This is a genomic window from Acidovorax sp. (genome assembly GCF_022763525.1).
Classification (GTDB): Bacteria; Pseudomonadota; Gammaproteobacteria; order Burkholderiales; family Burkholderiaceae_C; genus Acidovorax.
On record NZ_JALEGG010000005.1, the window covers coordinates 1 to 17,724 of the forward strand.

16 protein-coding genes and 1 tRNA gene are annotated in these 17,724 nt (G+C 65.2%); 9 read left to right on the top strand and 8 right to left on the bottom strand.

Features of this window, described 5'->3' with window-relative positions; genetic code table 11:
- Both MRY84_RS00140 and hemL read left to right on the top strand, forming a co-directional pair.
- Positions 1–948 (top strand): bifunctional hydroxymethylpyrimidine kinase/phosphomethylpyrimidine kinase (locus tag MRY84_RS00140; RefSeq protein ID WP_291503749.1); only part of this gene is annotated, 948 nt, incomplete at its 5' end.
- Positions 932–2,242 carry a glutamate-1-semialdehyde 2,1-aminomutase gene (gene hemL / locus MRY84_RS00145; RefSeq protein WP_291503750.1) on the top strand — a complete coding sequence of 437 codons (1,311 nt, stop codon included), beginning with the start codon at positions 932–934 and terminating at the stop codon, positions 2,240–2,242. The genes MRY84_RS00140 and hemL, both read left to right, overlap by 17 nt.
- A gap of 66 nt (positions 2,243–2,308) precedes the next feature.
- On the opposite strand, the gene MRY84_RS00150 is transcribed toward hemL, so the two are convergent.
- A complete protein-coding gene (locus MRY84_RS00150; RefSeq protein ID WP_291503751.1) occupies positions 2,309–3,088 on the bottom strand; it encodes an IclR family transcriptional regulator C-terminal domain-containing protein in 780 nt (259 codons plus the stop codon).
- A 219-nt stretch (positions 3,089–3,307) separates the two neighbouring features.
- Between MRY84_RS00150 and pobA the strand changes: the two genes are divergently transcribed.
- Positions 3,308–4,492 (top strand): 4-hydroxybenzoate 3-monooxygenase, encoded by a 1,185-nt coding sequence (gene pobA / locus MRY84_RS00155; protein ID WP_291503752.1) that lies wholly within the window; start codon positions 3,308–3,310, stop codon positions 4,490–4,492.
- Positions 4,493–4,571: 79 nt separating this feature from the next.
- Here pobA and purH read toward each other — a convergent pair whose 3' ends face one another.
- The 4 genes from purH to MRY84_RS00175 form a co-directional block, all read right to left on the bottom strand.
- Positions 4,572–6,173, bottom strand: a complete 1,602-nt coding sequence (gene purH, locus MRY84_RS00160) for a bifunctional phosphoribosylaminoimidazolecarboxamide formyltransferase/IMP cyclohydrolase (protein WP_291503753.1) — start codon at positions 6,171–6,173, stop codon at positions 4,572–4,574.
- Between the two features lie 98 nt (positions 6,174–6,271).
- Complete coding sequence (locus MRY84_RS00165; RefSeq protein ID WP_015015597.1) at positions 6,272–6,505, bottom strand: Fis family transcriptional regulator; 234 nt, start codon at positions 6,503–6,505, stop codon at positions 6,272–6,274.
- On the bottom strand, positions 6,502–7,548 hold the full coding sequence (gene dusB / locus MRY84_RS00170) for a tRNA dihydrouridine synthase DusB (protein ID WP_291503754.1): 1,047 nt from the start codon (positions 7,546–7,548) through the stop codon (positions 6,502–6,504). Before dusB ends, MRY84_RS00165 begins: the two co-directional genes overlap by 4 nt.
- Positions 7,549–7,749: 201 nt before the next feature.
- Positions 7,750–8,148 (bottom strand): hypothetical protein, encoded by a 399-nt coding sequence (locus MRY84_RS00175; RefSeq protein ID WP_291503755.1) that lies wholly within the window; start codon positions 8,146–8,148, stop codon positions 7,750–7,752.
- 320 nt (positions 8,149–8,468) lie between these two features.
- Between MRY84_RS00175 and MRY84_RS00180 the strand changes: the two genes are divergently transcribed.
- Complete coding sequence (locus tag MRY84_RS00180; protein ID WP_291503756.1) at positions 8,469–8,939, top strand: YqaA family protein; 471 nt, start codon at positions 8,469–8,471, stop codon at positions 8,937–8,939.
- A 244-nt stretch (positions 8,940–9,183) separates the two neighbouring features.
- Here MRY84_RS00180 and MRY84_RS00185 read toward each other — a convergent pair whose 3' ends face one another.
- From MRY84_RS00185 to MRY84_RS00195, 3 genes are all read right to left on the bottom strand, one after another.
- Entirely contained in the window at positions 9,184–10,359 is a 1,176-nt protein-coding gene (locus MRY84_RS00185) for a GGDEF domain-containing protein (RefSeq protein ID WP_291503757.1), read from the bottom strand.
- 318 nt (positions 10,360–10,677) lie between these two features.
- Positions 10,678–11,772 carry a redox-regulated ATPase YchF gene (gene ychF, locus MRY84_RS00190; RefSeq protein ID WP_291503758.1) on the bottom strand — a complete coding sequence of 365 codons (1,095 nt, stop codon included), beginning with the start codon at positions 11,770–11,772 and terminating at the stop codon, positions 10,678–10,680.
- Positions 11,773–11,856: 84 nt separating this feature from the next.
- Positions 11,857–12,726, bottom strand: coding sequence for an MOSC N-terminal beta barrel domain-containing protein (locus MRY84_RS00195; protein ID WP_291503759.1), 870 nt, complete (start codon positions 12,724–12,726; stop codon positions 11,857–11,859).
- A gap of 90 nt (positions 12,727–12,816) precedes the next feature.
- Here MRY84_RS00195 and MRY84_RS00200 point away from each other — a divergent pair, with 90 nt between their 5' ends.
- The 5 genes from MRY84_RS00200 (at position 12,817) to MRY84_RS00220 (ending at position 17,675) form a co-directional block, all read left to right on the top strand.
- On the top strand, positions 12,817–13,950 hold the full coding sequence (locus MRY84_RS00200; protein WP_291503760.1) for an FAD-dependent monooxygenase: 1,134 nt from the start codon (positions 12,817–12,819) through the stop codon (positions 13,948–13,950).
- A 51-nt stretch (positions 13,951–14,001) separates the two neighbouring features.
- The gene (locus MRY84_RS00205; RefSeq protein ID WP_291503761.1) at positions 14,002–14,730 is read left to right on the top strand and encodes a DsbC family protein; all 729 of its coding nucleotides are present in this window, start codon (positions 14,002–14,004) and stop codon (positions 14,728–14,730) included.
- 79 nt (positions 14,731–14,809) lie between these two features.
- Entirely contained in the window at positions 14,810–16,603 is a 1,794-nt protein-coding gene (locus tag MRY84_RS00210) for a peptidase M61 (protein ID WP_291503762.1), read from the top strand.
- A 190-nt stretch (positions 16,604–16,793) separates the two neighbouring features.
- A complete protein-coding gene (locus tag MRY84_RS00215; protein ID WP_291503763.1) occupies positions 16,794–17,573 on the top strand; it encodes an enoyl-CoA hydratase in 780 nt (259 codons plus the stop codon).
- 25 nt (positions 17,574–17,598) lie between these two features.
- Positions 17,599–17,675, top strand: a tRNA-Met gene (locus MRY84_RS00220).
- The last annotated feature ends 49 nt before the right edge of the window (positions 17,676–17,724 follow it).

A 17,724-nucleotide genomic window follows, 5' to 3' on the forward strand; every position in this document is an offset into this window, starting at 1 on the left:
CCCCCAGAAAACCCCGAAAACGACGGTGACGGCGCAGCGGAAGCCAGCCCTGCCTGCGTGCTGGTCTTCAACGCAAGCGACCCCAGCGGCGCGGGCGGGCTGACAGCCGACATCACCACCATTGCGTCCGTGGGCGGACACCCGATCGCAGTGGTCACGGGGGCATACGCCCGGGATACCGCAGAGATTTTCGAGCACTTCAGCTTCGACGACGAGGCCGTGGCAGAGCAGGCCCGAGCGGTACTCGAAGACCTGCCGGTGCAGGCCATCAAGGTCGGCTTCGTCGGCAGTGCAGAGAACATCAGCACCATCGCCGAGATCACCACCGACTACGACGAGGTTCCGGTCATTGCCTACATGCCCAACCTCTCCTGGTGGCGCGACGAGCTGATCGACGAGTATCTGGACGCTTTCCGAGAATTGTTGTTACCGCAGACCTCGGTGTTGGTTGGAAACCACAGCACGCTGTGGCGCTGGCTGTTACCGGACTGGACGGGCGAGCGCAACCCCACCGCGCGCGACATCGCCCGGGCGGCTTCCGAGATGGGCGTGCCCTACACGCTGGTCACCGGCATTCCCTTGCCCGAGCAGTTCGTGGAGAACGTGCTCGCCTCGCCACAGACCGTGCTGGGCAGCGGCAAATTCGAGCTGTTCGAAGCGACCTTCTCGGGTGCGGGCGACACGCTCTCGGCTGCATTGACCGCCCTGGTCGCTGCTGGCAACGACCTGGGCGAGGCAACCAGTGAAGCGCTGAGCTATCTCGACCGCTGCCTGGACGCGGGCTTTCGCCCCGGGATGGGCCACATCGTGCCCGACCGCATGTTCTGGGCGCAGCCCGAAGACGACGAAGACGACGGCGGTGAGGCCGCCGCCGAAGACGAACCCCTGATCGACGAAACACAGGCCCTGGAAGGCTTTGTGATGCCGCCCCATGACACCAAGCACTGACCTCAACATCCCCCTGTTCGAACGCGCCAAGGCGCTGATCCCCGGCGGCGTGAACTCGCCCGTGCGGGCCTTCAAGGCCGTGGGCGGCACGCCGCGCTTCGTCAAGCGGGCACAAGGCGCGTACTTCTGGGACGCCAACGACCAGCGTTTCATCGACTACATCGGCTCCTGGGGCCCCATGATCCTCGGCCATGGCCACCCGGCCGTGCTGGAGGCCGTGCAGAAGGCGGCGCTCGAAGGTTTCAGCTTCGGCGCCCCCACCGAGCGCGAGGTTGAGCTGGCCGAGGAAATCCTGAGCCTCGTTCCCTCCATGGAGATGATCCGCCTGGTCAGCTCGGGCACCGAGGCCGGCATGAGCGCCATCCGCCTTGCGCGCGGCGCCACGGGCCGCAGCAAGTTCATCAAGTTCGAAGGCTGCTACCACGGCCATGCCGACTCGCTCCTGGTCAAGGCTGGCTCGGGCCTGGCGACCTTTGGCAACGCCACCAGCGCGGGCGTGCCACCCGAGGTGGTGCAGCACACCATCGTGCTCGAATACAACAACCTCGCCCAGCTGGAAGAAGCCTTCGCCTTGCACGGCAAGGACCTCGCCTGCGTGATGATCGAGCCCATCGCTGGCAACATGAACTTCGTGCGCGCCAGCGTTCCGTTCATGAAGCGCTGCCGCGAGCTGTGCACCGAATTCGGCGCGCTGCTGGTGCTGGATGAAGTGATGACGGGCTTCCGCGTCGCCCTGGGAAGCGCGCAAAGCGTGTACGCCCGAAGCATCCCGGGCTTCAAGCCCGACCTCACCGTGCTGGGCAAGGTCATCGGCGGCGGCATGCCGCTGGCGGCCTTTGGCGGCCCCCGCGCCATCATGGAACACCTCGCGCCTCTGGGCGCCGTGTACCAGGCCGGTACGCTCTCGGGCAACCCGGTGGCCACGGCCTGCGGGCTGACCACGCTGCGCGAGATCAAGAAGCCCGGCTTCTTCGATGCGCTCTCGGCCCGCACCCGTTCGCTGGTCGATGGCCTGGCCCAGGCGGCCCAGGACGAAGGCGTGCCCTTCAGCACGGACTGCGAAGGCGGCATGTTCGGCTTCTTCCTCCTGCCCGAGCTGCCGCAGAACTACGCCCAGGTGCTCAAGACCGACAGCGCGCGCTTCAACACCCTGTTCCACGGCCTGCTGGACCGCGGCGTCTACATCGCCCCCGCGCTGTACGAGGCGGGTTTCGTGAGCGCCGCCCACACGGCCGACGACATTGCTGCCACGGTGGCCGCGGCGCGCGAAGTGTTCAACTCACTACAAAAATAATAGCTGCTCGCGCTTATCTCTCAAGCGCCAGGGCCGATTTTTACTGGGATTTCGCCGGGTTAGCTCTCACAGCAGCCCGCGCAGTTCCCGCGCAGCGTCCTGCAGCAGGGGTAGCATGTCGCGCAGCAGGCTGCCTTCGTCGATCTGCTTGGGGGACGCCACCACGTTCAGCGCCGCCACCGTGTGGCCCTGCAGGTTGCGCAGCGGCACGGCCAGGGCGTGCACGCCCAGCTCGTGCTCTTCCACCGCCAGGCAGAAATCGTCGCGCCGCACCTGGGCAATGACTTGGCGCAGGGGGCCGATCTGCGTGATGGTGCGGGGCGTGAGCCGCTGCAGCGTGCGCCCCTTGAGCCAGGCCGTGAGTGCTGCGGGCGGCAGCGCCGCCAGCAGCACGCGGCCGGTGGATGTGGGATGCGCGGGCAGCCGCGCACCCAGGTGCAGGCCGTAGGCCAGCACGCGCGACGGGGCGCCATACACGCCGCTGCGCGCCACGATCACCACCTCATCGCCATCCAGCACCACGGCCGAGAACGACTGCTGCGTCTGCGCGGCCAGCCGGTTCAGCGTGGGCTGCAGCACGCGCGGCATCCGGGCCGAGGCCAAGTAGCTGCCCGAGAACCGCAACACCTTGGGCGCCAGCCAGAAGTAGCTGCCGTCCGTCTCCAGATAGCCCAGGTGCGCCAGCGTGAGCAGATGGCGCCGCGCCGCCGCCCGCGTGAGGCCCGTGCGCTGCGCGGCCAACGTGGCGTTGAGGCGCTGACGCTCGGTGTCAAAGCTCTCCAGCACGGCCAGGCCCTTGGCCATGCCTTCGATGAAGTCTGCCTTGGCGATGGGGAAGCTGCTCATGGAGAGGGGTGACAAGGGGCCAACAAAACACAAGTGCCGGGCACTGCGACGATTGCGCGATGATCGCACAAGCACTTCATTCATCGCACGCAATCTGCCGTGCGGCCTCGCGGTTTGATTTGCATCAACCTACGCTTGACCCACATCAATCGACGCAGCGGCAGCCCTCGGGCGCCACCGCCGCTGCGCTCTCCGTTTTAGCTTTCGTGAGGTGTTGCCATGCGTACCCAGGTTGCCATCATTGGCGCCGGCCCTGCCGGCCTGCTGCTCGGCCAGTTGCTCTACAAATCCGGCATTGACGCCGTCATCATCGAACAGCGCAGCCCCGACTACGTGCTCGGCCGCATCCGCGCTGGGGTGCTGGAGCAGGTCAGCATGGACCTGCTCGACCAAGCCGGTGTCGGCGCCCGCGCCCACGCCGAGGGCCTGCCCCACGACGGCATCGAGCTGCTTTTCAAGGGCGCACGCCACCGCATCGATCTGCATGAACTCACCGGCGGCAGCCGCGTGACGGTGTATGGGCAGACCGAGGTGACGCGGGATCTGATGGACGCCCGCGCAGCGGAAGGGCTGACCACGGTGTACGAAGCCCACAACGTGAGCGTGCACGACTTCGACGACCAAGAGCCGCGCGTGACCTACGAGAAGGACGGCCAGACCCACACCCTGCACTGCGACTTCATCGCAGGCTGCGACGGCTACCACGGCGTGTGCCGCGCCAGCGCGCCGGCCGACCTGCTCAAGACCTACGAGCGCGTGTACCCCTTTGGCTGGCTGGGCGTGCTGGCCGACGTGCCGCCGGTCTCACACGAACTGATTTACGCCAACACCGAGCGCGGCTTCGCACTGTGCAGCATGCGCAGCGCCACCCGCAGCCGCTACTACGTGCAGGTGCCCAGCACCGACAAGATCGAGAACTGGACCATCGACCAGTTCTGGGCCGAGCTGGGCAATCGCCTGGACCCCGCGGCACGCGCCAACCTGGTCACCGGCCCCGCGCTGGAGATGAGCATTGCCCCGCTGCGCAGCTTTGTGGCCGAGCCCATGCGTTTTGGCCGCATGTTCCTGGCGGGCGACGCCGCCCACATCGTTCCGCCCACCGGCGCCAAGGGCCTGAACCTGGCGGCCAGCGACGTGGGCTACCTGTGGACCGCGCTGACCGAGTTCTACCAGGAGAAATCCTGCGCGGGCATCGACACCTACTCCGACCGCTGCCTGCGCCGCGTGTGGCGCGCCGAGCGCTTCTCGTGGTGGTTCACCTCGCTGATGCATCGCTTCCCCGAGACCGGCGAGTTCGGCCAGAAGATCCAGGAGGCCGAACTGGACTACCTCGTCAACTCGCGCGCCGCCTCGGTGTCGTTGGCGGAGAACTATGTGGGGCTGCCGATGAACTTCGGCACCTGAATCTCGCCTTCATCCTGACAACGGGCATAAAAAAAGCGGCTTCCTTGGAAGCCGCTTTTTTGGGTGCCCGCCGGTCGAATCAGTGACGGAAGTGGCGCACGCCGCTGAAGACCATGGCCACGCCGCGCTCGTTGGCGGCGTCAATGACTTCGTTGTCGCGCATCGAGCCACCGGGCTGGATCACGCAGGTCGCGCCCGCGTCCACCACCACGTCCAGACCATCGCGGAACGGGAAGAATGCGTCGCTCGCCACCACGGTACCCTGCAGCGTGAGGCCCGCGTGGCCTGCCTTGATGCTGGCGATGCGGGCGGAATCCAGGCGGCTCATCTGGCCGGCGCCCACGCCCATGGTCATGCCACCCTTGCAGAAAACAATGGCGTTGCTCTTGACGTACTTGGCGACCTTCCAGGCAAACAGCAGGTCTTCCATTTCTTCCAGCGTGGGCTGCTTTTTCGTGACGACCTTCAGGTCCACCAGCGAGAGCTCGTGGTTGTCGGCCGTCTGCAGCAGCAGTCCCGAGCCAATGCGCTTGGCGTCCATGGCGTTGCGGCCACGCTCCCAGTCCGTCTTGCCGCCATGTGCAGGCAGCGCGATCTTCAGCAGGCGCACATTGGCCTTGGCCTTGAAGATCTCCAGCGCTTCGGCAGTGAAGTCAGGCGCCATCAGCACCTCCACAAACTGCTTGCTCACCTGCGCCGCCGCTGCACCATCGACCACGCGGTTGAAGGCGATGATGCCGCCAAACGCGCTGGTGGGGTCGGTCTGGAAGGCTTTGCTGTAAGCGCTCAGCGCATCCAGCCCCACCGCCACGCCGCAGGGGTTGGCATGCTTGACGATCACGCAGGCGGCAGCGTCAAAGCTCTTCACGCATTCCCAGGCCGCGTCGGCATCGGCGATGTTGTTGTAGCTCAGTTCCTTGCCCTGCAACTGCTCGGCCGTCACCAGCGAGCCGGGTGCGGGGTGCAGGTCACGGTACAGCGCGGCCTGCTGGTGGCTGTTTTCGCCGTAGCGCAGGTCTTGCACCTTGGTGAAGATGCCGTTGCTCTGGCCGGGGAACTGGGTGCGCGTGGGCACATACGTTTCCGACAGCTTTTCTTCTTCGAACGTGACGGACGAGAGGTAGTCGCTGATCGCACCGTCGTACTGGGCGATGCGGTTGAACGCGGCCACCGACAGCGCAAAGCGCAGCTTGTCGCTCAACTTGCCACCGGCCTTGAGTTCAGCCAGCACAGCGCCGTATTGATCGGCCGAGGTGATCACGCCCACGTCCTTCCAGTTCTTGGCGGCGCTGCGCACCATGGCGGGGCCGCCGATGTCGATGTTCTCGATGGCGTCGGCCAGCGTGCACCCTGCCTTGGCCACGGTGGCTTCAAAGGGATACAGGTTGACCACGAGCAGGTCGATGGTGTCGATACCGTGCTCCTTCAGCGCAGCCATGTGTTCGGGCAGCTCGCGGCGGGCCAGCAGGCCGCCGTGCACCTTGGGGTGCAGCGTTTTCACGCGGCCGTCGAGCATTTCGGGGAACTGGGTGACCTCGGCCACTTCGGTGACGGGCAGGCCCTTGTCGGCCAGCAGCTTGGCGGTGCCGCCGGTGGACAGCAGCTTGATTCCAAGCGCGTGCAGCGCTTGCGCGAATTCGACGATGCCGGTCTTGTCGGAGACGGAGAGGAGTGCGTTCATGGCAGTGGTGGTGCGGAGGTTTTGAATAAAAACAGGCCCCAGCGCTTATCCATCAAGCGCCAGCAGCTATAAATTGAATAGTACTGAACCCGTCAGTGTCAGAGCAGCTTGTGCTCGACCAGCTTCTTGCGCAGAGTGTTGCGGTTCAGGCCCAGCCATTCGGCCGCCCGCGACTGGTTGTTGTCGGCCTGCTGCATCACGACTTCCAGCAGCGGGCGCTCGACCACGCGCACCAGCATGTCGTACATGCCATCGGGCGTCTCGCCGCCCAGGTCGCGAAAGTAGCCTTGCAGGCTCTCGCGCACGCATTCCTCAATGTGTTTCTTGCTCATGCAGCCAATCCCTCTTGTTCTTCTGTGGCAGCGTCCACGTCGGTGGCAGCAGGCAACCGATCCATCTGTTGCCCGAGGGCATCGAGGTAGTCGGCCACTGCCTGCCACTGCGTGGCGCAGTCTTCAATGGTGTTGATGTGTTGCCTGAAGGCCTCGCCGCCCGGCAGCGCGCGCAGGTACCACGCAATGTGCTTGCGCGCACTGCGCACCCCGGTCAACTCGCCGTACAGGCTGTAGTGGTCTTGCAGGTGGTCCAGCAGCAGGCGGCGCACCTCGGCCACCAGCGGTGGCGCCAGATGCTCGCCCGTGGCCAGAAAGTGGCCGATCTCGCGGAAGATCCACGGCCGGCCCTGGGCGGCGCGTCCGATCATGATCGCGTCCGCTCCGGTGGCGGCCAGCACATCGCGCGCCTTCTCGGGCGAGGTGATGTCGCCATTGGCCACCACGGGAACCTTCACCGAGGCCTTGACGGCCGCGATGGTGTCGTACTCGGCATTCCCACGATAGCCCTGTTCGCGCGTGCGGCCGTGCACCGTGAGCATCTGGATGCCCACCGACTCGAACTGCCGCGCGAGCGTCACTGCGTTCTTGTGCTGCTGGCACCAGCCGGTGCGCATCTTCAGCGTGACAGGCACGTTGTAGGGCGCGCAGGCTTCAACCACCGCCGCGGCGATCTCCACCGCCAGCGCTTCGTTCTGCATCAGAGCGGAACCCGCCCATTTGTTGCAGACCTTCTTGGCCGGGCAGCCCATGTTGATGTCGATGATCTGCGCGCCGCGTTCCACGTTGTAGACCGCGGCCTCGGCCATCATCGGCGCTTCGGTGCCGGCAATCTGCACGGCGATGGGCCCGGGTTCCCCCTCATGGTTGGCCCGGCGCGAGGTCTTGAGGCTGTTCCACAAATCCTTGCGCGAGGTCACCATCTCGCTGACCGCATAACCCGCGCCCAGCGCCTTGCACAGCTGGCGAAACGGGCGGTCGGTGACGCCCGCCATCGGGGCGACGAACAACCGGTTCGCCAGAGGTATATGGCCGATGTGCATGGCAGGAGTGCGGGAGGGGGCAACAGCGAATGCTGAAAAAGGAGGCGGGATTGTACCTGCTCAAAATTTCAGCAAATGAAATGAGCGCTGGGCGTGGAACTGCCGGCCCTTCCACACCGTGCGGGGTGCACTCAAGGCCTGCGAAAGCAGCCCAGCACCTTCAAACCCCGCGGGCGCGCGCAGCTTCTTTTACCTTCGTCCCTATCGCGCCGCCAGATCAGTGTCCGCGCCGGGAGTGGCTCCGCTGCGCTGCGCAAACCGCCACCATGCGTCCGCGGCGTTGTCAAACTGGTGCCGCGCCATCGTGGCGCGTAACCACTGGCGATTGAACTGTACGTCGGGCGAAAACCCGCTCGCGGCCGCCCCGGCCCCTGCTTGGTTCACACCCGCAGGCGTGCCCATGTCCACCCCCTGCCCGTCCGCCAGCGGCCCCCGCACGATCTTGCTGGCTTTGAGCCCATCGACGACAAGCACTTGGACCACCCAGCCCGGTTCTGTTCCCGCGCAGGACGCCTGCAGTTCCAGCCCGTGTTCCCTCAATTCGTCAGCCACCCGCTGCAACGCGGCGCGCGCAGCCCCTGCCGCATCGCAAGATGCCACGGGAGCGGCATGGCTGAGAACGGTCTGGGATTGCGAAACCGCGGCGTGCGGGCTTCCCCCGCATGCCGCGAGCAACACAGCGCAGACCAGCGAAGACCAGCGAGGAACCGCTGGCGCGGGCCCGCCCTGGAAAACAGCGAATGCAAAGCGGTGCATCAAGCGCCCTCCCGATGGCTTGTTTGCGGATTGGCAGGACTCCAAGGTACCGTGCCCCTGCGGGCAGGTGCATTCGCCATTGGCGCGGGGCTGCGTAGGACAGCGCCACGTCCCGGCGCACTGCCGCTGGCGCCCCTCTAAACTCCCCGTGTATGGAAATCTGGATGCATCAGTTGCTGGATTGGCTTGCGCTGCCGCAATTTGGCCTGAGCACGGTTTTCTTGGTCTCATTCATCTCGGCCACCCTGCTGCCGCTGGGCTCGGAGCCGGCCGTGTTTGGCCTGATCAAGATCAACCCCGAACTCTTCTGGGCGGCCATTCTGGTCGCGACGGCAGGCAATACGCTGGGTGGCGGGGTGAGCTGGTGGATGGGCCTGGGCGCCCACAAGATGGTCGACAAGGCGCGTGGCAACGCCACCGAGGTGCGGGCGCTGCAGTGGCTGAAGCGCTTTGGCCCGCGGGCCTGTCTGATGAGCTGGCTGCCTGTGGTGGGTGATCCGCTGTGCGCCGTGGCGGGCTGGCTGAAACTGCCCTTCTGGCCCTGCCTGGCCTACATGGCGGCAGGCAAGTTCTTGCGCTATCTCGTGATGACCAGCACGCTGCTGTACTTCATGCCGGGCCATCTGGCCAGGTGACGCTTGGGCCACAGCGCCTCGCAGCGCCGTACACACATGGCGCGACAGGACCGTGCACTGGAGCTGCCTTAGAACCTGTTCAAGATCGTTCAGGGATCGCATTGGAGTGCAATAGGGCAGCGTGGATGCTTCGGATGCGCCGCATGGGCTCATGCCCATGCAAGCAGTTGGGGCGTCCAATCACCCGATTTCACCCCCACCCTTCGGCAAGTGCCTTGTGCGACCCCGAAAGATGAACAGGTTCTTAGGGATGCGCCGGCAGCACGCTCGCCTCGGGCAGCATGGAGTCGCCACGCGTCACAGGCTCCTCCACCACCACCTGATTGCGTCCACCTTCCTTGGCGAGGTACATGGCGGTGTCGGCGCGCGAGAAGAACTCCAGCAAGGACTCGCCCAGCACATACTGCGTCACCCCCATCGACACCGTGACCCGCCCTTTGAGCGAATCGCTCCAAGCGTGGGACTCCACCTGGGCGCGGATGCGCTCGCAGGTGTTGAGCGCGGGCAGCAGCGATGTTCCTGGAAAAATCAGCAAGAACTCCTCGCCGCCGTAGCGCCCGAACACGTCGCCGCCGCGCACGCCCTGCTGCGCAATGCGTGCGAAGGTGCGCAACACCTCGTCGCCCTCCAGGTGCCCCATCTCGTCGTTGATGCGCTTGAAATGGTCGATGTCCAGCACCGCGAGACACAGCGGGATACCGCTTTCATCGGCCAATTGCTTTTGCTCCTCCAACGCCGCCAGGATGTAGCGGCGGTTGAAGCACCCCAGCAAGGGGTCGCGTTGCGCGTCTTCCTGGATGTTCTTGATCTTGCGGCTGGCGTGGTAGAGGCTGCGGTAAAGCCGCTGCACCTTGCCCGTGAGCAGGATGAAGGCGGGCAACGAGGTGGCCAGCGCCAACCAGTGCATTGCCTCCAGCCGCAGCAGCACCATGTTTTGCTGCTCCAGGTAATGCAGGCCCACCACCCCCGCATACGCGGCCAGCACGCCCGCCGACACGACCAGCAGCGTGGAGCGGGGCACGGTGAAAATGCCATAGGCCACCGCCACAAAGGCAAAAGGCGCCAGCAGAAGCTGGGTGACGGGGGCCAGGTAGACGACCGCCAGCATGCTGCCCAATGCAGTGCAGACCATGGCCAGCTTGAGGTGCCGATGGCGCAGCTTCCGGTACAGCCCGAAACGGAACACCGCCCAGAACACGGCACATCCCACAGCGGCCAAACCAGCCAGAACGGCCAGTTCTCGCAACCCCACCGCCCCCAGCAGGTAAAAGCCCAGCAGGGCCAGCCCATACAGGCCGATCAGTGCAAGCGCCTGTAGCCACTGCTGCCGAGCACTGCTCCTGCCGCCGCGCGACCCCACGCCATCCAACGCACGCCGTGCGGGCCGCACGGTGGCCGACGAGGAGTCATCGAATTCCATGACGGCTTCCGACAGAGGGAAAGCGTCCGTCGCCGAAAACGGAGTCTTGCGACCAAAGAGCATGGGGAGGAGTCGGGCATAAGCCCAGGTTCGTTCGATGGGTATTTCACCACAGCACTCAGGCTGCCGAACTTGATTGCGGGCAAACAACGAGCCCGCGCATCTTAGGGACAACGGCTCGATCCGGAGTTGGTGTTTTCCATTGGAACGGCTGCAAGGTTGGCTAAGCCCCCTCCAAAGCAACTGCCCGCTGCAGCTGGGGCAGAGATGCCGGACCGCGCGGCAGGCGCGCCAACGGATCCGACTGCGGACTGCGAATTACACGTTGAACAGGAAGTTCAGCACGTCGCCGTCCTTGACCACGTATTCCTTGCCCTCGGCGCGCATCTTGCCCGCGTCCTTGGCGCCCTGCTCGCCCTTGTAGGCGATGAAATCCTCAAAAGCGATGGTCTGCGCGCGGATGAAGCCCCGCTCAAAGTCGCCGTGGATCACGCCAGCGGCCTGGGGAGCGGTATCGCCGATGTGGATGGTCCAGGCGCGCACTTCCTTCACCCCGGCGGTGAAGTAGGTCTGCAGGCCCAGCAGCTTGAAGGCGCCACGGATCAGGCGTGCCAGTCCCGGCTCGGTCTGGCCCATCTCGGCGAGAAACATGTCGCGGTCCTCATCGCTCATCTCGGCCATCTCGGCTTCCATCTTGGCGCAGATCGCCACGACGGGAGCGTTCTGGCTGGCGGCGTACTCCTTCAGACGGTCGAGGAAGGGGTTGTTCTCGAAGCCGTCTTCGCTCACATTGCCCACGAACATCGCCGGCTTGGCGGTGATCAGGCACAGGGACTTGAGCAACGGCTGCTCTTCCTTGGTGATCTCGACCGATCGCGCGGGCTTGCCCTCGTTGAGTGCAGCCTGGATCCGGGTGAGCAGCGCCACAAGCTTGGCCGCGTCCTTGTCGTTACCGGACTTGGCGGCCTTCGTGTAGCGGTTCAGCGCTTTTTCCACCGTGCCCAGGTCGGCCAGGCACAGCTCGGTCTGGATCACCTCGATGTCCGAGATCGGATCCACGCGGCCGGCCACGTGGATCACGTTGTCGTCTTCGAAGCAGCGCACCACGTTCACGATGGCATCCGTCTCGCGGATATGGGCCAGGAACTGGTTGCCCAGCCCTTCGCCCTGGCTGGCGCCCGCCACGAGGCCAGCGATGTCCACAAATTCGACAATCGCCGGGACGATGCGCTCGGGGTGGATGATCTCGGCAAGCTGCTGCAGGCGCGGGTCGGGCACCTCAACCACGCCCACATTGGGCTCAATGGTGCAAAAGGGGTAGTTTTCGGCGGCAATGCCGGCCTTGGTCAGCGCGTTGAAAAGGGTGGACTTGCCGACGTTGGGCAGGCCCACGATGCCGCATTGGAGGCTCATGGCAGGGCTTTCTGGAATTCGGAGACAAACCGCCGATTTTAGGGGCCAGCTTGCCGCCACCCCGGGTAGCGCGGCCCGGCGCCCTCAGTCAAAGCGCAAATCCGCCGCCACGCGCTGGCCCACACGCAGCACCTGGCCTGCCCCCTGCCCCACGATGGCATTCATCCCGAACGTGACGGCCCCGCCGAGGCGCTTGTCGTGCCGGTACATGCGCAGCGTGTCTCCCACCGCGGGATGCGATTCGGCCGTGGCAGGGTCGATGTCCGGAATGGGGCAGCGGGCGCAGGGCTTGACGGTTTGCAGATGGATTTCGCCCGTGGGGGTTTCGACTCGCAGCAAATCCACCCGGTCTTCATCGTGGGCCTCCACCCCGGCAATCACCACGTTGGGCCGAAACCGCTCGATTCCCACCGCGGCATGGCCGCGCGCCGTGAGCCGGCCGTTGAGCTCTTCCAGAGAGGCTGCGCTGGCCACCAGCACCGGAAATCCATCGGAAAACTGATTGGGCGCCTCCACACCCGCCGTCCACTCCATGCTGGAAAGGCGCCGGTGCTCCGGGTCGAAGCGAACGAGACGGCAGGGTTGGCCCAGGAAGTCGGTGAACCACTGCGCCGCCACGGCACCCAGGTCCCACGCCGGCACGGTATCGCGCCATACGGTGACAGTGGCCGGGGCCTCCACGGCATCCAGGGCCACGTGCAGCGCCAGCATGCCGGGTGCGCGCAGCACCAATTCCTGGGAGGTGAGCCGCGGCTGGATCAATGCCATGCGCGGCAGGGTGCGCTGGGTGAGGAACACGCCCTCACTGTCCACCACCATCCACGCCCGGTCCAGGTCGAGCCCAGCTTCCGTGAGCAGGGCCTCCTGCACTTCGATGCCTGCACACGACTTGACGGGATAGACAAACAAGCGCTCGATGGTGCCGGACAGGTCAGAGGCTGGATCAAAACTCACGCGGATGCTCCTGGAAAACGCCACAGACAGGCAGAACAGCCGATTTTGCACCGCGCCTGCCGGGCACAAGGGGCCTCCTACAATGCCGCCATGGCCCAAACCTTTGATATCTGCATTCGCGGCGGCGGCATTGTCGGCAATGCGCTGGCGCTGCTGCTGGCACGTGATCGGCTGAAAGTGGCCTTGGTACCGTCCCGCGGCCCCAAGCCCCCTGCCACATCGGACGTGCGGGCCTATGCGCTGAACACGGCCTCCCGCCGCCTGCTGGAATCGCTACGCAGTTGGCCCGATGCGGAGCATGCCACTGCGGTCCGCTCCATGCATGTCCACGGCGACCAGGACGGCGCGGTGCATTTCGATGCCGCTGCGCAAGGGGTGGAGGCTTTGGCCTGGATCGTGGATGTGCCCGCGCTGGAGGCGCGGCTTGCCGAGGCCGTGCGCTACCAGCCGCAGGTGGAGCAGGTGGATGCGCCTGTGCCCGCAACCCTGACCGCGGTGTGCGAAGGCCGCGCCAGCAGCACGCGCAATGAGTTCGGTGTGCTGTTCGACACGACCCCGTATGGCCAGCACGCCATTGCCACGCGCCTGCAATGCGAACGCCCCCACGGCGAGGTGGCGCGGCAATGGTTCCTGCCCGACGGCATCCTGGCTTTTTTGCCTTTGGGCGGCCCGAACGGGAACTCCGTGGCGGTGGTGTGGTCCGTATCGCAAGAGCAGGCAGCGCCGCTGATGGCCTTGCCTCCCGAAGAGTTCACGGCCAAGCTCCAGATGGCCAGCCAGGATGCCCTGGGCCGGCTGGAGCTTACCGCCGACCGCGCCAGCTGGCCCCTGCAGCTGGCCCAGGCCGACCGCTGGTGCGGCGCCCTGCCCGCCATCGGAAAGGCACCGCGCAGCTGGGTGCTGGCCGGCGATGCGGCACACAACGTGCATCCGCTGGCAGGCCAGGGTTTGAACCTGGGCCTGGCGGATGCACAAGCGCTGGCGGCGGTGCTGCACGAACGGGGCTACTGGCGCAGCGTGGCGGATGTACGCCTGCTGCGGCGCTATGAACGCGAGCGCAAGGCGGCCTTGCTGCCGATGGCGCTGGCAACCGATGGTTTGCAGCAATTGTTTGCGCGGCACGATGCGCCATTGCGGGCACTGCGCAATTGGGGAATGAAGGGCTTTGAACTGAGCGGCCCGCTGAAGAACTTCGTGGCCCGCCAGGCCATGGGAATGGATTGAACACACCGGCGAGCAGCTTGGCTGGCCACCCGACCGACTGGAATGAGCACCATGACAATGACCCGCACCCTCCTCGCCGCCACCGCGCTGGCCACCTGTTTTGCCGCGGCCGCGCAAGAGGCCGACATCCGCAAGGTACTTGCCGAACGCATCCCGCAGATGGAAAAAATCGACGAGGTGCGACCCACCCCCATGAAGGGCCTTTACGAGGTGCGCATCGGAACAGACCTGTTCTATACCGACGCCAAGGGCGATTACGTGATCCAGGGCGAGCTGATCGACAACAAGGTGCTCCGCAATCTCACGGAAGACCGCATTACCAAGCTCACGGCCATCAACTTCTCTGCGCTGCCGTTCAAGGACGCCGTCACCATCGTGCGCGGCGACGGCAAGCGCAAGGTGGCGGTGTTCGAAGACCCCAACTGCGGCTACTGCAAGCGCTTTGAGCGCGATCTGCAGAACGTGGACAACGTGACCGTGTACCTGTTCCTGTACCCCATTCTGAGCCCGGACTCCGCGGAAAAGTCGCGCAATGTATGGTGCTCCAAGGACCAGGTGGCCGCATGGCAGGACATGATGGTGCGTGACAAACCGGCGCCAGCCGCAAGCTGCGACACCAGCGCCCTGCAACGCAACCTGGCGTATGGCCGCAAGCACAAGATCACCGGAACGCCCACCCTGATCTTTGCCAACGGCGCACGGGTACCTGGCGCCATCGGATCCAAGGAAGTGGAAAAGCGCCTGGCAGAAGCCAGTACCGAGGCGCCCACCGCCAACTGACGCGCGCCGTCTACTCTCGCAGCTGCAGCCCTTGTTGCAGGGTGGCGGCTCAGCATCCCGCACGAACCAGTCCGCAGTCATGCCCTCTTCCCGCAAGCAAGCGCCCGCCGCCATTCACTACCGCGTGGAGCCCGCGGACCTGTTTGCCCACCTCTTCAGCGTCACCCTCACCATTGCGCAGCCGGCGACGCGGCAAGAGGTGTCGCTGCCCGTGTGGATTCCGGGCAGCTATCTGGTGCGGGAGTTCTCGAAGAATCTCCAGGAGCTGTGCGCCCAGCAGGGCAACCGGGAGGTGCCGCTCACCCAGCTGGACAAGCACCGCTGGCTGGCAGATTGCAGCGCCGGCAAGCCGCTGGTGCTGACCTACCGCGTGTGCGCCTACGACGCCTCCGTACGCACGGCATGGCTTGACGCAGCACGGGGGTTCTTCAACGGCACCAGCCTGTGCCTGCGAGTGCACGGGCAGGAAAAGCAGCGCCACACGATCGAGATCGTCAGTACGCCGGCCACCGCGGCGTGGTCCGTCGCCACCGGCCTTTCGACGGTGAAGGTGGACAAGAAAGGCTTTGGCCTGTATGCAGCCGCCAGCTACGACGAACTGGTGGACTGCCCGTTCGAGATGGGCAAGTTCTGGATCGGCCGGTTCACCGCTTGCGGCGTGCCGCACCGCTTCGTGGTCGCTGGCGCCGCCCCGTCGTTTGACGGCAAACGCCTGCTGGCGGATACGCAGAAAATCTGTGAGGCAAACATCCGCTTCTGGCATGGCGAGAGCAAGCCGCCGTTCAAGAACTACCTCTTCATGCTCAACGCCGTGGGCGATGGCTATGGTGGACTGGAACACCGCAACTCCACCGCGCTCATCTGCGGCCGGCGCGACCTGCCGCGGGTGAACGAGGCCCGGGCGGGGGAGGGCTACACCACGTTGCTGGGCCTGATCAGCCACGAGTACTTTCACACCTGGAACGTGAAGCGGCTGCGGCCCGCAGAGTTTGCGGAACACGACTACGCGCGGGAAAACTACACCGAGCTGCTGTGGTTCTTCGAGGGCTTCACCAGCTACTACGACGACCTGCTGCTGCGCCGGGCGGGTCTGATTGACGACGGCACGTACCTCAAACTCGTGACCAAGACGATCCACCAGGTGGTCCAGACGCCCGGCCGTGCCATCCAGACGGTGGCGCAGGCAAGTTTCGACGCATGGGTCAAGTACTACCGCCAGGACGAAAACACGCCCAACGCGACGGTGAGCTACTACACCAAGGGGTCGCTCGTAGCCCTGTGCCTGGACCTTGCCTTGCGCCGCGGCGGCAAGACCAGCCTGGATGCCGTGATGCGGGCTTTGTGGGCGCGGTGCGAAGGCGGGCCGATGAGCGAAGGCGACCTGCGCGCCGTATTGCAGGAGCTTTCCGGCCGGTCGTTCGACACCGAATTGGCGCAATGGGTGCACAGCACCGCCGAACTGCCGTTGGCAGAACTGCTGGGCGCGCACGGCGTGCAGCTCAAGCCGGAGACGGCCCAATGGGCGCAAAAGCTGGGCTTGCGGGTGACGGAAACCCACAGCGTGAACCTCAAGACCGTTCTGCGGGGCGGCCTGGCCGAAAGCGCCGGCATGGCAGCCGGAGACGAGTGGCTGGGTATCGAGGTCAACGGCGAAGGCTGGCGCATCAGCAAGCTGGAGGACGTGGCGTTCTACGCGGGCACGGAGACCACCGTCACGGCGCTGGTGGCCCGTGACGGGCGCCTTTTGCGCCTGCCCCTTGCGCTCTCGCGCTCCGCGAAGCCATCTCGCAGCACCATTGCACCTGCCGCCGTGCCCGACACCGTCAGCCTTTCCATCACCGATGCAGCTGCAGTGGCACGCTGGCTGAATTGAAAACAGGCGCGAAGTGAGCGCCGGCGGGCGCTCACCACTTCGTTTTCCCGAAGTTCGCGCGGCTCCGCCTGGCCGGATGCCGGCAAGTACGGTGTTCTACCTACCCGGGCAGGGTCCGGGCCTGCTTGGGTATATTCGTTCGTGCTGTCACCCCTCCGGTAGCAACACCCTATAACACCCAGGAGATTTCATGTCGTACGAAACCATCGAGGTCCGCGTCGAAGCGGACAAGGTCGGCCTCATCACGCTCAACCGGCCCAAGCAGCTCAATGCGCTGAACGACCAGCTCATGAACGAGCTGGGCGCTGCGCTGAAGGCCTTCGATGCGGACGAGAAAATCGGTTGCATCATCCTCACCGGCAGCGAAAAGGCATTTGCCGCAGGCGCGGACATCGGCGCGATGGCGAAGTACACCTTTGCCGACACCTACAAGGGCGACTACATCACGCGCAACTGGGAAGCCATCCGCTCCATCCGCAAGCCTGTGATCGCCGCCGTGAGCGGATTTGCCCTGGGTGGCGGCTGTGAGCTGGCGATGATGTGCGACTTCATCATCGCGGCGGACAACGCCAAGTTCGGCCAGCCTGAAATCAAACTGGGCGTGATCCCCGGCGCAGGCGGAACCCAGCGCCTGCCGCGCGCTGTGGGCAAGTCCAAGGCCATGGACATGGCGCTGACCGGCCGGATGATGGACGCCACCGAAGCCGAGCGCGCCGGTCTGGTGAGCCGCGTGGTGCCCTACGACAAACTGCTGGACGAGGCCCTGGGCGCCGCCATCATCATTGCCGGCTTCTCGCAGATCGCTGTGATGGCGGCCAAGGAATCGGTCAACCGCGCGTTCGAAGGAACGCTGGCCGACGGGGTCATGTTCGAGCGCCGCCTCTTCCACGCGCTGTTTGCCACCCAGGATCAAAAGGAAGGCATGGACGCCTTCATGAACAAGCGCCCTGCGAACTTTACGCACCAATAAATTTTGTTCTATAATTTGCGGCTTCGGTGGTATAGCTCAGTTGGTTAGAGCGCAGCATTCATAATGCTGATGTCCCAGGTTCAAGTCCCGGTACCACCACCAAATTGCAACCCACAGTGCTGCGCACTGTGGGTTTTTTATTTGGCAGGCC

Excerpts from the sequence above, each read along its gene's own strand:
- MRY84_RS00185 (WP_291503757.1), bottom strand. The coding sequence starts at position 10,359 with ATGGAATTCGATGACTCCTCGTCGGCCACCGTGCGGCCCGCACGGCGT.
- purH (WP_291503753.1), bottom strand. The coding sequence starts at position 6,173 with ATGAACGCACTCCTCTCCGTCTCCGACAAGACCGGCATCGTCGAATTC.
- ychF (WP_291503758.1), bottom strand. The coding sequence starts at position 11,772 with ATGAGCCTCCAATGCGGCATCGTGGGCCTGCCCAACGTCGGCAAGTCC.
- MRY84_RS00165 (WP_015015597.1), bottom strand. The coding sequence starts at position 6,505 with ATGAGCAAGAAACACATTGAGGAATGCGTGCGCGAGAGCCTGCAAGGC.
- MRY84_RS00180 (WP_291503756.1), top strand. The coding sequence starts at position 8,469 with ATGCATCAGTTGCTGGATTGGCTTGCGCTGCCGCAATTTGGCCTGAGC.
- MRY84_RS00150 (WP_291503751.1), bottom strand. The coding sequence starts at position 3,088 with ATGAGCAGCTTCCCCATCGCCAAGGCAGACTTCATCGAAGGCATGGCC.
- MRY84_RS00215 (WP_291503763.1), top strand. The coding sequence starts at position 16,794 with ATGTCGTACGAAACCATCGAGGTCCGCGTCGAAGCGGACAAGGTCGGC.
- pobA (WP_291503752.1), top strand. The coding sequence starts at position 3,308 with ATGCGTACCCAGGTTGCCATCATTGGCGCCGGCCCTGCCGGCCTGCTG.
- dusB (WP_291503754.1), bottom strand. The coding sequence starts at position 7,548 with ATGCACATCGGCCATATACCTCTGGCGAACCGGTTGTTCGTCGCCCCG.
- MRY84_RS00205 (WP_291503761.1), top strand. The coding sequence starts at position 14,002 with ATGACAATGACCCGCACCCTCCTCGCCGCCACCGCGCTGGCCACCTGT.
- MRY84_RS00200 (WP_291503760.1), top strand. The coding sequence starts at position 12,817 with ATGGCCCAAACCTTTGATATCTGCATTCGCGGCGGCGGCATTGTCGGC.
- MRY84_RS00210 (WP_291503762.1), top strand. The coding sequence starts at position 14,810 with ATGCCCTCTTCCCGCAAGCAAGCGCCCGCCGCCATTCACTACCGCGTG.
- hemL (WP_291503750.1), top strand. The coding sequence starts at position 932 with ATGACACCAAGCACTGACCTCAACATCCCCCTGTTCGAACGCGCCAAG.